Genomic DNA, 14548 nt, shown 5'->3' with positions numbered 1-14548 from the left:
AGGAAAGAAAAAGGATTTAAAACTAATTATTTAATATTATTTTAGAGAGGATTCGTGTCAAGAGCGTTGAAGTTTTAAATTGGATATAGTTATTAATTGTTGAACTTAAAAGAGTCAGGAATATAAAGAGTTTGTTACTCTAATTCGCCTAGGAAAGGAAGTGCGAAAAATGAGTCATGGGGAAATGGAGAGTGAATCCAACTATCAAGTTGTTTACAGTAAACTTTGGCAGGATATAAAAAAGCGTAGCCCTAAAGAGATAACAGCTGTACGTTCAGTTTCCTACAACAGTGACACCCGTCAGTTTATTGTAATGTTCTTTAATGAGGAGTATATTGTAAATTGGGATAATGAAATAATTTTCCGGAAAACGGATGGATTTTTTCCAGATGTTATGGCTACAATTATTATGCTTAATTATTTAGCTTGTGCGCAGCCGCTGCCGGAATCTGATCCCAAGTGGGTAAGTGTCAAAGAAATACCAGGCGGGATGATTTTTTATTCTGCTTTTCATAAAAGGGCTATTTTAGTGTTAACGGAGATTTTTGGACATCAGGCTTATAAGTTATTGCACGCTGCCCAATCCTTAGGCGGTGAAACAGCTCCTTTTGGTGATTCATCCGTAGTTTTCAAAGCATTTCCGGAGGTCCCTTTGTGTGTTATAGTTTGGGAAGGAGATGAAGAAGTTCGGGCTAATGCAACGGTGCTTTATGATCCTTCTATAAGAAGCTTGCTGCCTAGCGGGATTATTATTGATCTTGGTATATACCTTGCCGGTGAGCTGAAAAGACTGGCTGAGGCGAGTTGTAACTGATTGAGCAACGAAAATTTTATTTCTAACATAAATAGGAGGAAAGCTAATGGATTGGCATTATGAAAATGGGCGGATTTATGGTACGGATGAAAAAGGTGAACTGATGTGTGAGGCTACCTTTGTCCGGAAAGAAAATGGAGAGATGAATATCGATCATACCTATGTTAATCATGATTTAAGAGGTCAGGGAGCAGCCGGAAAGATGATGGAAGCTGTTGCTGAGTATTTTAGGAAAGAAGGGTATCGAACGACAGCTTCATGTTCCTATGCGAATATTTGGCTTAAGCGTCATGAAAAGCAATACGCAGAAATTCTTTCCGAGACGATTGGGGAACAAGCTGCTGCATGTAAGATTGATGGAAAACATTAATTAGGATATCAATTGTATTTCCGGTTATCCTATTAGAGGTCACAGTTCTTAAGTGCAGGAATAAGAATGAGCAGAAAGCTTAAGGAGGGACTTACTTATGGGAAACAAGAATGATCAAGATACTGGCAACGGGCCAGGAAAAGGACAAAGTAAAGGAGCTGGACCTCGCAAGGGGAAAGCCAAAGGAAAAGGGTAAAAAAGGTCGTGTGTTTTTAAAAACATAATGCCCTAGAGCATATCTGGGGCATTATGTTTTAAGGGAAACGTTGCATACAGTATTTGTGAGAAAAGTGGTTTAATGCGAATTTAGAAACGAGGCACAATAAATTGATTAACATCTATTTGCTTTTTTTGAGTATCGGTCATTTAGTGGTTGATTTGGGACAGGGGATTTTGCCGATTTTAACCCCTTTACTGGCGGAAAGTTTTCACCTTAGCTATTTTCAAGTAGGGATTATTGCTTTAGCCTTTACATTTACGTCAGCTCTTATCCAGCCGGTTTTTGGGGTGTTAAGCGACCGGTTCAGTATGCCTTGGTTAATGCCGGTCAGTCTTTTTCTTTCAGGTTTTGGTTTAGCCATGACGGGTATGGTGCACTCTTATGGTCTTTTGTTGGTGGCGGTACTCTTAAGTGGTATGGGAGTGGCCGGATACCATCCCGAAGGATCAAAATTGGCCCATTTCCTCAGCGAAGACAGTAAAGCCGGGGCTTCTATGGCGGTTTTCTCCGTGGGAGGAAATCTGGGTTTTGGACTTGGTCCTATGTTAGCGGTGTTTGTCTTAAGCTTTGCCGGACTGAGGTCCATTCAAGGCGTCATGATTCCGGGAGTTTTAGCCGCCTTGTTATTCATGTTCTTATTGCCGAAATTTAAGAACATCTTGGCCGAAAAAACTCATGCTCAAAAAAAAGTCATAGAGAAAACAAAAAACGCAAAAAATAGGGTGGGAAGTTTAGTTATATTAATGCTCTACGTAACCACAAGATCATGGATACAATCCGGTATTATTTATTTCATACCATTTTATTTCCCGAGTTTTAAGGGGATTGCCGAACCCGAATACTTAGTGAGTACCTTTTTAATCGCAGGGGCAGTAGGCACAATTTTAGGCGGGCCATTCGCTGATCGCTTCGGTGGAAAGAAGGGGATGTTAGTTTCCATGGTTGTCTGTTTAGTCACCCTTTATCCTTTTATACATTTAAACGGTGCTTTGCTTCCCATTTTAGCTTTCATTGTCGGAGCGGCGCTGATTTCGACGTTTTCAACAACCGTGGTATTTGGACAACGGTTATTACCTAATAATATTGGTCTAGCTTCGGGTATGCTGCTGGGTTTTGGAGTCGGTATGGGTTCCGTTGGGGTAACCTTACTTGGAGTAGTCGCTGATCATGTTGGGCTGCCTATTACTATGAATATCATCAGTGTGCTCCCCGTCCTGGGGATTATCCTTGCCGTTGCCCTGCCGGATGTTAGAGCAAGAAAATCGGTTTCTAAACTGGACGTGGCGAATGCCAGCAAATAAAAAGAGGAGGCGGCCATGGCAATAAACTCTATCCAACACCAAGACTTTTTTCTCGTCAAAGACGACGATGAGGGGAATTCTTTTTATGGTTTTGATCAAGAATGGTATAATACATTATGGCAGAGGCGAGCCGGCTGTGGACCGACGGTAGTGGCTAATATTGTCAACTATTTGAACTGTACTCGTCATGGTGGGAAGCATCTGCCTTTAACTAAAAAAGAGGCCCTTGCAATCATGGAGGACGTCTATCAGTATGTAACTCCCACACTTAGGGGAATCCCATCGACGCAGCTCCTCTATGATAAGGTACTTGACTATGCTAAAAATACGGGATTAGATATCCAGCTTGAGGTTTTGAATGTTCCAGAAAAGTGGGCGTTAAGGCCCGATTTTCAGCAGCTCATCTCATTTTTGCAAAAAGCATTGGCTAAGAATACACCTTTGGCTTTTTTAAATTTAGATAATGGGGCAGAGAAACGATTGGATTCTTGGCATTGGGTGACTATTATCTCTCTAGACCATAAAGAGAACACGAACAGCGCTATCATTAACATTTTAGACGGAGGAAAAATTCAGGAAATCGATCTTGGCCAATGGTTCCATACTACAAAACTAGGCGGTGGTTTTGTGAGTTTTGATGTTAGTTATTGACAACGTGAGTCGAAAATGTTACTATACAATTCCGGCCCGAAAGTTTAAGTTAATCGAAAAGTAAGGCCAGAATGCGCTCGTAGCCCAGCTGGATAGAGCGTCTGACTACGAATCAGAAGGCCGGGAGTTCGAATCTCTCCGAGCGCACCAGTTAGTTTTTAAATAAGGTATTGAGTCCTTGAGTTCTTCTCTGGCTTAATATATTGGGCCATTAGCTCAGTTGGCTAGAGCACCTGACTTTTAATCAGGGTGTCCCGCGTTCGAGTCGCGGATGGCCCACCAAAGTGATTGCGGGTGTAACTCAGTGGTAGAGTGTCACCTTCCCAAGGTGAAGGTCGCGAGTTCGAATCTCGTCTCCCGCTCCATGGTGGATATGGCGAAGTGGTTAACGCACCGGATTGTGGCTCCGGCACTCGTGGGTTCAAGTCCCATTATCCACCCCAATACATAGGGGATTAGTTTAATGGTAGAACTGCGGTCTCCAAAACCGTTAGTGTGGGTTCAACTCCTGCATCCCCTGCCAATCCTTGCGGCCCGTTGGTCAAGCGGTCTAAGACACCGCCCTTTCACGGCGGTTACACGGGTTCGAATCCCGTACGGGTCACCAAAAAGTATACCTGCGGCCCCGTGGTGTAGTGGTCAACATGCCTGCCTGTCACGCAGGAGATCGTCGGTTCAAATCCGATCGGGGTCGCCATTATTTTTCTATTTGGCGGCATAGCCAAGTGGTAAGGCAGAGGTCTGCAAAACCTCTATTCCTCAGTTCAAATCTGAGTGCCGCCTCCAATCAATTTGCCGATGTGGCGTAATTGGCAGACGCACGGGACTTAAAATCCCGCGGAGTAACATCCGTACCGGTTCGACTCCGGTCATCGGCACCAACTATGAAACCCTTTATAACCCTTGAAATTCTTAAAGGTATGAATTTCAAGGGTTTTTTATACTAATCAGAAAGTATAACTTCCGTTGCATACTTTCTGAACAACTATGGCAGTATTCCAAATTCCTCAGGGGATATTTCTCGCTGAAAAGTATCAACCGGCGGATCAGTACGGTTAATTTCTTGAATCATAGCCTTAACACCAGGTGAAACTTCTTGGATAAATTGGTGAAGTTTGACGATGGTTAAACCTCCCTCAAACACCAGTTTCCCATTCAAATAGTTATTGAAATCATACTCCTTGCTTGAAAAGTATGCTTCGAATTTCTCTTCAATCATTGCCGGGCCAAACATAGCTGCCTCTCGGCAAATAAATAAGCGGCATAAGGGGGGAATAGCATCCTTTGGCAAGACACAACCAATGTCAGTTGCGAAGGGACATTGGCTTAAACCCATTTTCATTTCTACCATAATTCCGTTAAAGCTTCTAATAATTTGACCCCTATTAAAAATTTCAATATAAATTTGAGGGTAATTGAGATATAAGAATACTAAATCAAACAGGCAGAATTCCGGTTCATAGGAACAGCATCCCAGCTTAATGTCCGTAGTATTGCGATAGCACATTGAACAAAGGTTGGTACTGATACTAGGACGCAAGGGGTCGTTAATAAATTTAAATTCTGCTAACATTTGCAAGATCTCCTATTGCATTTAGATTACATAGGAACTATAGCTTTTTTGATGGTACAAGACAAGTCCTTTTTAGACTGTATCATAAAAAACCAGTAAAACTCACAATATAGAGGCCCAGCATGTCCCATTTTGAAATGGGCGTTTCAAACTGGGACATGCCGTGTATTACCATCGCGAGCCAGGCCTCATATTCTCAACCACCCACCGGTGGGAAAACATTGAAATCAGGGTTGAAGCAACGCTTGCTGCATGATAACATGACAATATACATGCTTTCCGCCTTGGACAACTAGGATGGTACGAATCGACCATACCGTTATGTTAACCAAAGATGGAGGCAATTTAAATGAAGGCCCGACTGCTTGTACCTAAAGAGGACTGAGACGGAAGGGGGGCTTTGCTGTATCAGTGTGCCTTCTGACTTGATGTCAGAGGGCTTTTTGCGTCTTGATGAAAAACCATTGAATTATGGCAGGAGGACCGGAAACCAAGAAGGGATGGATGGAGGATGAAAAAAACCATTGAATTGGTTATGAACATGAAAAAAGCGGGAAAAAGGATTACGATGCTAACCTGTTATGACTATCCTACCGCTGTTATGCAGGAGAAGGCGGGGGTTGACGTTATCTTTGTCGGGGATAGTGTCGGCACCAATATGCTTGGGTATGAGAGTGCCGTGGAAGTAACCATGGATGATATGCTGCATCATTTAAAAGCCGTCAGAAGGGGCGTTAAAGATGCCCTATTGCTTGCCGACATGCCGTATCGATCCTATGAAACCGATGAAATAGCTTTACAAAACGCCCGGTTGTTTATACAGGCAGGAGCTGATGCCGTTAAGCTTGAAGGACGAGAGGAACTGGTGGTTGAATACTTAACCAAGAATAATATTGATGTTGTCGGACATTTAGGTTTTACGCCTCAGACTCATGACAAAGCCTCAGTACAAGGGAAAACCTTTGAACAAGCTAAAGAACTGTTAGAAAGTGCCCTGAGTCTAGAGAAAGCGGGGATAAAGTTACTGGTCTTAGAAATGGTTCCCGAGGAAGTTGCAGGATTAATATCTAAACAATTAAAAATTCCGACCATTGGCATTGCAGCAGGGAGATATTGTGATGGCCAGGTTCAAGTCATCAATGATTTGTTGGGGATGACACAAAGAAAACTTGTTCATGTAAAAGAGTATGCAGATTATAAGACGTCCACGTTTCAAGCCGTTAAAAGCTATAAAGATGAAGTGGAAAACGGACTTTTTCCAGAGAAAAATAATGTTCGAATCATGGATAGCGGTGAATTACAGGAATTTAAAGCCTTGTTTGGTTAAAAAAGACCTACAGCAGTGAATTGCAAATAACACCTCCCGGTGGATTCCGGGAGGTGTTGATTTTAGAAGGTGTCGTTGAATTCTTAATAGTTTCTTCATAAGTTATTCATTGTTTTGCCAATTATTTTTAATACTTATTGATCTAAAATCTTTAACAAAAAATATTGCAAAGGAAGGATGGACATGAATAATAATGGCAGTTCTCCCCGTATGGCGTTAGTGACTGGTTTAGTAGGCGCACTGATAGGAGGAGTTATATCAGCCGGACTTATGATTTCGGTGTACACTAACAAGCCGCAAACTGGGGTCAAAATGCCTATTTCAGTTACTCAGCCAGTATCTCAAGGAATTAAGGTTGACTACAATCCATCGTCCTATCCGGTTACAGAGATAGCCCAAAACGTCGGGCCGGCAGATCAAGCAGGCTTAAAACAGGGTGATATCATTACACACATCAACGATGCCGCCATTTCCGACTCAGCAGGCTTGACCCATGAATTATTTAAATATAATCCTAATGATAAAGTAAAGTTAACCAATTATCGCAATGGATCTTCCCATATGGTTACTGTAACACTAACTGAGATAAAAAGTGAATAAAGACAAACCTTTCTTTGATGATGGATTCCCTGACTATCTAATCCGGGTAAGATAATTTATAATAATAAGGGATTGGAAAGGGGGCATAATTATGAATCACCGACAATTGGTCCTGGATGAAAACAGCGAATTTCAATTTCATTGTCATGATGGGCTGGATTGCTTTAAAAAGTGCTGCCGGGACATTAATATTTATCTTACTCCTTACGATGTCTTGCGAATGAAAAATTCTTTAGGCCTCCCATCTGGAGAATTTTTGGAAAAGTATACCCTTAAGGTACAGGCGCCTCACACCGGATTTACCTTTGTACAAATCAAAATGTCCGAAGAGGATAATCTGAAATGTCCCTTCATCACAGGTAAGGGATGTCAGGTTTATCTGGAGAGGCCATGGTCTTGCCGGATTGCTCCGGTGGACATGCTTGGGGGAGGCAAGTATTCCTTTATCTTTGAAAGTTCCCGCTGCCATGGTCTTAAAGAGCCTAAGGTACAAACCATTAAAGAATGGATTAGCGACCAAGGTTTAGAGATCTACGAAGAAATGGAAGAGGGTTTTAATGAAATACCTAAACATCTCAAACTTACCGGCAGCAAGGCCAGAGATAAAAAAATCAGTGATCTTTTCTTCACGGCCTGTTATGATCTGGATAAATTCAGATGTTTATTAATGAATAATCCTTACGTGTTTGAAAGAATGAATTTGAGTGAGGAACAAATACAGGGAATCAGACAAGATGACATTCAGCTAATGAAATTTGGCTTTAAACTGTTAGTGTCGGGAGAGGATAGCTTAAACGATTTCTCCCTGGAGGATTGAATAGTCTGCTTTGACGGGCTTCGATTATCTTTTCGAAGTCCTCTTTCTGTTTGTCAGGATTATTAAGAACTTGGAAAATAGATTAATATATTTTATGGTTTTAGTTAAACTAAAAATCGTGGCTTATATTGCAAAATCCATAATTCTACAAAGATGAGGAGGTTCTGCTTGTGAAGGTTGCCCTGGAATGCATTCCTTGCTACTTAAAGCAGACGATTAATACAATTGCCCAAACAAAAATCCCTGAGGAAAAAGCCAGAGAAATAATTTATCAAATTTTATCCCTCCTGCCTGAATGCGATCCCCAAGGAACTCCGGCAGAAAACTCGACGGTTGTTCTGAGAAGGGTTAATGAGTTGTTGGGAATCCAAGACCCCTTTCTAAAAGCAAAGAAAGAATCCAACCATCTGGCCCTAAAACTTTTACCTCAGTTAAGAGAGAAGATTTCCCGTAATAACGATCCTCTCTTTATGTCGCTGAAAATCGCAGTTGCCGGCAATATTATTGATATGGGCATTCTGAAAGATTTTGATGTTGAGGGGAGTATCCGGGAGGCTATGGAGAAAGACTTTGCCCGGGATGATTACGAGGACTTCCAGAAACAATTAAAGGATGCACGTAGTGTATTAATTCTTGGAGATAATAGCGGTGAAATTGCTTTTGATCGACTTTTAGCGGAACAACTCCTTGAACAGGGGGTTGAGGTGACCTATGCGGTTAAAGATCAGCCGATTTTGAATGACGCTACTATGGCAGATGCGGATCATGTAGGTATCACAGAGAAGATACGCGTTATTTCTAATGGCAGCGGTTTTTTAGGGACCGTTTTGAAGGATTGCTCTGAAGAATTTAAACAGGTCTATGAGAATTCTGACATCATTATCAGTAAAGGGCAGGCAAATTATGAATCCATAGAAGCTCTTGGCAGGGAGGACAGAAGGCTGTTTTTCTTACTGCGGGCCAAATGCGAGATTGTAGCAGACAATTTAGAGGTTGAGCTTGGACAAATGGTCTTTTGTCACAGTTAAAGGGACGGGCTGTCTAGCTTCTAGGAGGCAGATTTAATTAGGTAAATAATATCATCCACAAAACCTTGTCTGGGATTTGTGAATGCACTAATATCTTTGAGAGCGTTTTGAGAGAGGGGTTCGATATCACCTGCTTTTAGCCCCATTTCCGTTAAATTGCCTGGGATCTCGATTTTAGATCTTAATTCATGGATTGAGTCAATGATGATATCAATTGCTTGAATTCGGTTGCGGGTTATAGGTCCAATGGCTTCACACAGCTGAAAGATTCTTTCTTCCGGTATGGATGGGGAATTGAATTCAAACACATAAGGCAATAGGACGGCGTTATAGCAGCCGTGGGTTTGATTATAGAATCCTCCCAATTGATGAGCCATACAGTGTACGTAGCCCAATCCGGCATTGTTAAAAGCCATACCTGCCATAGTATTGGCAAACATCATTTTTTCCCGGGCTTCAAGATCATTGCCGTTTTCATAAGCTCTGGGCAGATACTCGAAAGCTAATCTTATGGCCTTTAGTGCTAAAGAATCAGTGATAGGAGAAGCTTCTGTTGAGACAAAGGCTTCAATGGCATGGGAAACAACGTCAATACCGGAGCTGGCGGTGACCTCTTTGGGCATGGTGGTCATAAATATTGGGTCGTTGACTGAGATATAGGGAGTTAGAAAAGGAGAAGCGACGGCCATTTTCACTTTCCTGGATTGGTCGGTTATAATGGCAAACATGGTTAATTCAGCCGCAGACCCAGCGGTGGTATTGATGGCAATATGCGGGATAGCCGGTTTGGTGACTTTATTAAACCCTTCATAATCATTGATTGAACCGCCATTGGTACCTACTGTCGCTATTGCTTTGGCACAATCGTGATTTGTTCCACCGCCGATGGATATAATCAGTTTATAATTACGTTTAAACACATTAAAACCTTTTTTAAGATAGGTTAAACCGTCCTCAACAAACGAAACCGTAGGGTTGGGATGTAAAATACCGTCAAAAATATCATATGAAATGAAAAGATTTTTTAAGATTCTCTCGATACTATCTACATAGCCGAGGCTTATCATATTTTTATCGGTTACGATTAATACTTTGCTGAGCTTAAAGGATAATAATTGGTTTGGCAGGTCTTTGATTGCCCCTGTACCCATGAGATTCGTTTTCGGCAGGAGAAAATTATGAGTGTTTTCCAAGGGAAATCCCTCCATTCAATTTATAATAACCCCAGGTGGCTAGCCCAAACCACACAGAAAAACCGAACAGAGGCAGCCAAAAACGGCTGGATGCATTTAAAATCCCCATATCAATAACCATGTTATAATACATGATGGAAAAAAAGATTCCACCGCCAATGAAGATATAATTTAAAGGTCTTTGCTGAGGCAAGAAGTAGAAATATAAAATAAAAAAAATAGACCAAGATACATTAGGAAAGATATGAACCCCTATAAAACCAAAGGGGCCGAAATTTGTCCAAGAGAATAAGCCGGTGATATATCCAAAAAGATGCACGATTACGTCCAGCATTCCTCCGAAAATGATTCCATAAATAGACAGACGGCGAATTTCACTTTTGGGAACATTGGCAATCAAAATTATTGAAAAAATAGAGGTGAAGATTGGATATACCAAAAATTTGGGCATGATCAGGTCTCCTTTTGGTTGCAGTTATCACAATCTAGATTATCCACTTCTTGTCCATAATATTTGTCAGTGGATTTGACAAATTTCAGCTTGACGGAGATCTCTATACAGCCAGCTTTTGCGTGTGTAAAAAACAAGTGCCTAGAACTCAAGGCACTTGTTTTTTATCGTGGTTGTTAATCAATGATGTATTTCTGAACTACAGGGGTAGGGAAAATGAGATAAAATGTTGTTCCGCTAGTACTTGTATCAATATCCAAACGAGCATTATGAGTCTCTGCAATTCTGTAGCAGGTTGCCAGTCCCAATCCAGTGCCTTTGTCTTTTGTCGTAAAGAAGGGTGTACCTATTTTTTTGAGATTTTCTGGCGGAATGCCGGTTCCTTCATCTTGTATCGCGAGGATTGCTTGATCATATTCCACATAACTTTTAACCGTCAGACAACCTCTTTCCTGCATGGCTTCAAGACCATTTCGAGTTAAATTAAGAATAAGTTGAGTGATCTCTTTGCCATTGAGTTTAAGATAGGGAAGATCTCCTAGCTGGAAACAAAGTTGTTTATTTTGAGTAAAAGCGTCTGCTTCTAGGAGAGGGTATAAATTGTTTAGAATATCATTAAGGTTTTGCAGCTCCAATTCCGTTTGCTTAGTTTGAGACAAAGACAGAAATTCTGTAATAATTGAGTTAGCTCGATCTAATTCCGAAATCATTAATTCAAAGGTAGATTTTTGTGCTGAATAATCAGGTTTTGAACCAAGCAATTGAAGATAGCCACGCACCGTAGTCATAGGATTTCGTATTTCATGGCCTATACCAGCGGCCAATTGACCGACAAGGTTGAGACGGTCAAGCCTTGATATTTCGTTTTCCGCAATTTTTCGGCTTGTAATATCGTGGAAATAGGCGGTAAGTCCTGTTTCTGTGGGATAGGCATAGATCTCAATCCATTGATTATTGAACAATTTGTAGGGGACTTCGAAATTCACCGAGCGTTTTTGATGCATCACTTCCTGAAATTTAATGAAAGTTATATCATCAAAGTTAAAAACCTCTGTAATTTTTTTTCCTAATAGTTCGTTGTGACTTTTGTCAAAGAATTTTTCTCCTGCACGATTAATATAGGTGAATATCCAGTTATAATTAATGGCAAAAAAACAATCCGTCATGCTCTCCAGGATATTATTCATTTCCTTTTGGGTTTTAAGTAATTGTTCATCGGCTAGTTTTTTTTCAGAAATATCTCGATAATAAACAGACAACCCTATTTCAGAGGGATAAACTGCTACTTGATACCAGGTTTTTTTTCGTAAGAAGCTTGGAGTTTCAAAGGTGATAGGGACGTCACTGTGTTTTGCTTCGTGAAAATAGATATCAAATAGGGTGCCTCGAGCTTGAGGGTTAATATCCCAAAACACTTTGTTGAGAAGGTTTGCGCGGGTTAATAATAGCTCCTCTACTTTTTTATTGACAAATGTAAAACGCCAGCGATTATCTAAAACATAGAATGCGTCTGGCATATTATTGATAATATCAGCAATAAGTTGGTTATTCTGAGAAAGCTCGTCCTCTAATTTAATCCGCTCCGTAAGTTGCGTTATGCTTTCTGTCTGCATTCGCTTTATTTCAGTTATATCGTAATATAAGAATAAGATACACTCCTGATCGTCAATTTGTATTTCTTCTGCTGAAATAATACAGGTACCATTTGGACCTGATTGAGTAGCTATAGAACTTTCGAAATTTTTGACACTACCCTTTGTCAAAATAAGTTCGACAATCTTGTTATAGTCACTTTCAGGCACACCAATTTCAGGAGGGGTTTTGCCTATGACCTCTTCATGTTTGAATCCTCTTGTTTCCAGGAAACGCTGGTTAACATCAATATATCGGCTGTCAGCCCTAGAATTGATGCTCATCATAAGAGGACCCAACTGAAAAGCTTTAGAAAAGCTCTCTTTTGCCCGGCGGAGCATTTCCAGCTCTTTTTTTCGTTCAGTAACATCATTAACAATCGCCAGACAAGCTGAATTGTTACTGGCTAGCTGAAAAGTAAAGAAATCGGCGGAAATGTGTCTTTCGTCTTCACAGGGGATTTCTCTGTGTTGGGGAGTTGTACTGTCTTTATAGAGAGTATTAAGCTCTTCGGCAGGTAAAAGACGTTCAATATTTTGTTGAAAGTGTGACTGAGACTTTAGATGATTGCTGATATAAATTGGGCCATGAGCATTAAGAACGATTAAATCCAAGGGACTTGATTTCATGATGGCTTTATAAATTGATCTCTGATCCAACAGTAATTGGATTTTGAAGTGGAATCCTAAGATTATTACTACTGCAAGGCTGGTGAAGCTTATATAAGCAACGAAATCGATGATAGTATCAGACACTATGCCGGTAAGGGCTATGCCTGGGATAAAAGCCCAAAGCCACAGTTTTTTTATGAAAGGGTTGCTTTTGAAATGGTGTAAGAAACAACCCAGGCAAGCATAGGCACAGATTATTAATATCCCTCCGAATGAAATGTCTCCAAGAAATATGAATTGATAGAGACAGCTTATGATAGCAGCAGTTATTGCGGTTTCAAGACCGCCGATAAAACCCGACAGGATCATGGTAATAGGCCGAAAATCATAGAGAAAACCTTTGTTGAGGATATATTCCTGGTAGATTATAAACATTGTAACAAGGGCAAAATAAATACCTAAGATAAAATCAGAATACGGGTGTTTAATCGTTAAGTATAACCATAAGCCAGAGCAGCATAAAAAAATTACTGCTATTTCATAAATTAATAAATCGCTGTAGATAATAGTCCACTCCTAAAAAAAATTCTCTTTAAATTGTACCTTAAAGGACTGTGAAAAAATGTCGAATTAACCAATGATCTTTTTTTAATAGTCATTTATTCCAATTGAAATAACCCAATACAAAGCTTTCTTGAAAATTGAGCATAAAAAACAACGGTTGATGTTTATTTAAGCATTATCGGCCGTTGTTTTAAGGGTTTAGTAATAGAAATAAAATACTAAATTATGGAAGAGGTTTAGTAACAATTTTAAGTTATAATCAATATATTAATATAATAATAAACATAACACCCCTTTAAAGGCAGTAGTCATAACATATCTGATTAGAACAACAAGATATGACAAAGTTTTTTCTTTATTTATAATCCTTCGTAGGTTAAAATGGTATAGTCTCATATTTATATTGAATATTCAGAAAAGTTGGAGAGCTTGGAGGGAAGAACTATGACAGCACAGGAAAAATGCATTATTGAAACTATTTTAGCTGACATTGGCTTAGAACCTTTGTTTGTGGGAGACAATGATTCTGATTCGAATAAAGCACCGGATAGAATTGCAAAGGTAACAAATAAGAAACGAATACCCTATTGACGGGTATTCGTTTCTTACTTGGACATTAGGCAATCGTTATTTCTCTTGCGCATTAGGCAAACCCAAGCCCTGGGAGGGTTGGGGCGATTAGATTCAAATTGGCTGGAAATAAGAGATAGGATTTCGAAATAAGGTTCTATAGAGTTAACAATGTCTGCGGCAGTGCGCTGTGGCGGTCCAGGATGATGGCGCACTTCATCAGCGTTGCCAATAATGCTAAACCACAGGCCGTCTTTTTCTAAGTGAGCTGCAACTTTTTCCGCAAAGTGCCTACGCTCTTCATGGGAGTCTAATGTGTGAAAACAGCCTCTATCAAATGCGAAACCGAAGGGTGCCTTTTCGATGTTCTGTTTTAGGAAATTAACAACCAGAAAAGTACAGTTGCCTTTAATATCTGCAGCTTTTTCCGCAGCTTTCTGTGTTGCTACTTCCGACGTATCAATACCAATAACATCAAAGTCATTTTGAGCAAGCCAAATGGAGTTGTTGCCGGTTCCACAGCCAATATCCAGTGCTTTACAGGGTTTTATGGACATAGATGTAACAGCATGAATTAAATTAAAATCCGGTTTTCCAGTATCCCATGGTGTATCGCCGTCTTTATATCTCTTTTCGAAACTTTCCTCTTTTAGCATCCTTTTACCTCCTTCATGACGGGTTCTTTTTATTATTCTATATTATATATAATTTTTTAGAGTATTGTATCGTGTCGCTCAGTTTCCTGCTGATGAAAGAGTATAAATAATTAGCAGAAGCAGACAATAAATAAACTGTTTAATGTACGAGAACCTATTGATCCAGCAAA

At 40.2% G+C, this 14548-nt stretch carries 14 protein-coding genes and 9 tRNA genes; 18 read left to right on the top strand and 5 right to left on the bottom strand.

All coding sequences use genetic code 11. The annotated features are described in order from the left end of the window. Positions 1-169 precede the first annotated feature (169 nt). From DESOR_RS17760 to DESOR_RS17700, 13 genes are all read left to right on the top strand, one after another. Positions 170-814, top strand: coding sequence for a DUF3786 domain-containing protein (locus DESOR_RS17760; protein WP_014185961.1), 645 nt, complete (start codon positions 170-172; stop codon positions 812-814). 46 nt (positions 815-860) lie between these two features. Beyond that, complete coding sequence (locus DESOR_RS17755) at positions 861-1184, top strand: GNAT family N-acetyltransferase (RefSeq protein WP_014185960.1); 324 nt, start codon at positions 861-863, stop codon at positions 1182-1184. 327 nt (positions 1185-1511) lie between these two features. Further along, positions 1512-2705, top strand: a complete 1194-nt coding sequence (locus tag DESOR_RS17750) for an MFS transporter (protein ID WP_014185958.1) — start codon at positions 1512-1514, stop codon at positions 2703-2705. A gap of 15 nt (positions 2706-2720) precedes the next feature. After that, positions 2721-3356: a hypothetical protein gene (locus DESOR_RS17745; protein WP_014185957.1), complete on the top strand. Its 636-nt coding sequence runs from the start codon at positions 2721-2723 to the stop codon at positions 3354-3356. Positions 3357-3429: 73 nt separating this feature from the next. Further along, a tRNA-Arg gene (locus DESOR_RS17740) sits at positions 3430-3506 on the top strand. 55 nt (positions 3507-3561) lie between these two features. After that, a tRNA-Lys gene (locus DESOR_RS17735) sits at positions 3562-3638 on the top strand. An 8-nt stretch (positions 3639-3646) separates the two neighbouring features. Beyond that, a tRNA-Gly gene (locus DESOR_RS17730) sits at positions 3647-3721 on the top strand. A gap of 2 nt (positions 3722-3723) precedes the next feature. After that, positions 3724-3799 (top strand) — tRNA-His (locus DESOR_RS17725). Positions 3800-3805: 6 nt separating this feature from the next. Further along, a tRNA-Trp gene (locus tag DESOR_RS17720) sits at positions 3806-3879 on the top strand. Positions 3880-3887: 8 nt separating this feature from the next. After that, a tRNA-Glu gene (locus DESOR_RS17715) sits at positions 3888-3963 on the top strand. Between the two features lie 14 nt (positions 3964-3977). Next, positions 3978-4053 (top strand) — tRNA-Asp (locus tag DESOR_RS17710). Positions 4054-4067: 14 nt separating this feature from the next. Then, positions 4068-4142 (top strand) — tRNA-Cys (locus DESOR_RS17705). A gap of 8 nt (positions 4143-4150) precedes the next feature. Continuing rightward, positions 4151-4237, top strand: a tRNA-Leu gene (locus DESOR_RS17700). 104 nt (positions 4238-4341) lie between these two features. Here DESOR_RS17700 and DESOR_RS17695 read toward each other — a convergent pair. After that, a complete protein-coding gene (locus DESOR_RS17695) occupies positions 4342-4929 on the bottom strand; it encodes a hypothetical protein (protein WP_014185956.1) in 588 nt (195 codons plus the stop codon). A gap of 511 nt (positions 4930-5440) precedes the next feature. On the opposite strand from DESOR_RS17695, the gene panB reads away from it, so the two are divergent. The 4 genes from panB to DESOR_RS17675 all read left to right on the top strand — a co-directional run bounded on the left by panB (position 5441) and on the right by DESOR_RS17675 (position 8701). Then, complete coding sequence (gene panB, locus DESOR_RS17690; RefSeq protein WP_014185954.1) at positions 5441-6256, top strand: 3-methyl-2-oxobutanoate hydroxymethyltransferase; 816 nt, start codon at positions 5441-5443, stop codon at positions 6254-6256. Positions 6257-6439: 183 nt separating this feature from the next. After that, positions 6440-6856 carry a PDZ domain-containing protein gene (locus DESOR_RS17685; protein WP_042331372.1) on the top strand — a complete coding sequence of 139 codons (417 nt, stop codon included), beginning with the start codon at positions 6440-6442 and terminating at the stop codon, positions 6854-6856. A 91-nt stretch (positions 6857-6947) separates the two neighbouring features. Next, positions 6948-7673, top strand: coding sequence for a YkgJ family cysteine cluster protein (locus tag DESOR_RS17680; RefSeq protein WP_014185953.1), 726 nt, complete (start codon positions 6948-6950; stop codon positions 7671-7673). Between the two features lie 170 nt (positions 7674-7843). After that, positions 7844-8701: a damage-control phosphatase ARMT1 family protein gene (locus tag DESOR_RS17675; protein WP_014185952.1), complete on the top strand. Its 858-nt coding sequence runs from the start codon at positions 7844-7846 to the stop codon at positions 8699-8701. A 20-nt stretch (positions 8702-8721) separates the two neighbouring features. Here DESOR_RS17675 and DESOR_RS17670 read toward each other — a convergent pair whose 3' ends face one another. The 3 genes from DESOR_RS17670 to DESOR_RS17660 all read right to left on the bottom strand — a co-directional run bounded on the left by DESOR_RS17670 (position 8722) and on the right by DESOR_RS17660 (position 13077). Continuing rightward, positions 8722-9894 (bottom strand): iron-containing alcohol dehydrogenase, encoded by a 1173-nt coding sequence (locus DESOR_RS17670; RefSeq protein ID WP_014185951.1) that lies wholly within the window; start codon positions 9892-9894, stop codon positions 8722-8724. Beyond that, positions 9878-10345 (bottom strand): hypothetical protein, encoded by a 468-nt coding sequence (locus DESOR_RS17665; RefSeq protein WP_014185950.1) that lies wholly within the window; start codon positions 10343-10345, stop codon positions 9878-9880. Before DESOR_RS17665 ends, DESOR_RS17670 begins: the two co-directional genes overlap by 17 nt. A 176-nt stretch (positions 10346-10521) precedes the next feature. Further along, positions 10522-13077 (bottom strand): PAS domain S-box protein, encoded by a 2556-nt coding sequence (locus DESOR_RS17660; protein WP_427854246.1) that lies wholly within the window; start codon positions 13075-13077, stop codon positions 10522-10524. 519 nt (positions 13078-13596) lie between these two features. On the opposite strand from DESOR_RS17660, the gene DESOR_RS29775 reads away from it, so the two are divergent. Further along, a complete protein-coding gene (locus DESOR_RS29775; RefSeq protein WP_014185948.1) occupies positions 13597-13743 on the top strand; it encodes a hypothetical protein in 147 nt (48 codons plus the stop codon). Positions 13744-13757: 14 nt separating this feature from the next. Here the strand turns inward: DESOR_RS29775 and DESOR_RS17655 are convergent, their stop codons facing one another. After that, entirely contained in the window at positions 13758-14378 is a 621-nt protein-coding gene (locus tag DESOR_RS17655; protein ID WP_014185947.1) for a class I SAM-dependent methyltransferase, read from the bottom strand. Between the last annotated feature and the right edge of the window lie 170 nt (positions 14379-14548).

This window comes from Desulfosporosinus orientis DSM 765 (assembly GCF_000235605.1).
GTDB lineage: Bacteria > Bacillota > Desulfitobacteriia > Desulfitobacteriales > Desulfitobacteriaceae > Desulfosporosinus > Desulfosporosinus orientis.
The sequence above is the reverse complement of the archived record's forward strand: the minus strand, read 5'-3'. Positions and strand labels throughout refer to the sequence as shown.

Bases quoted from the DNA above. Each gene is read 5' to 3' on its own strand.
- DESOR_RS17755 (WP_014185960.1), top strand. From the start codon at position 861: ATGGATTGGCATTATGAAAATGGGCGGATTTATGGTACGGATGAAAAA.
- panB (WP_014185954.1), top strand. From the start codon at position 5,441: ATGAAAAAAACCATTGAATTGGTTATGAACATGAAAAAAGCGGGAAAA.
- DESOR_RS17655 (WP_014185947.1), bottom strand. From the start codon at position 14,378: ATGCTAAAAGAGGAAAGTTTCGAAAAGAGATATAAAGACGGCGATACA.
- DESOR_RS17680 (WP_014185953.1), top strand. From the start codon at position 6,948: ATGAATCACCGACAATTGGTCCTGGATGAAAACAGCGAATTTCAATTT.
- DESOR_RS17695 (WP_014185956.1), bottom strand. From the start codon at position 4,929: ATGTTAGCAGAATTTAAATTTATTAACGACCCCTTGCGTCCTAGTATC.
- DESOR_RS29775 (WP_014185948.1), top strand. From the start codon at position 13,597: ATGACAGCACAGGAAAAATGCATTATTGAAACTATTTTAGCTGACATT.
- DESOR_RS17685 (WP_042331372.1), top strand. From the start codon at position 6,440: ATGAATAATAATGGCAGTTCTCCCCGTATGGCGTTAGTGACTGGTTTA.
- DESOR_RS17745 (WP_014185957.1), top strand. From the start codon at position 2,721: ATGGCAATAAACTCTATCCAACACCAAGACTTTTTTCTCGTCAAAGAC.
- DESOR_RS17665 (WP_014185950.1), bottom strand. From the start codon at position 10,345: ATGCCCAAATTTTTGGTATATCCAATCTTCACCTCTATTTTTTCAATA.
- DESOR_RS17760 (WP_014185961.1), top strand. From the start codon at position 170: ATGAGTCATGGGGAAATGGAGAGTGAATCCAACTATCAAGTTGTTTAC.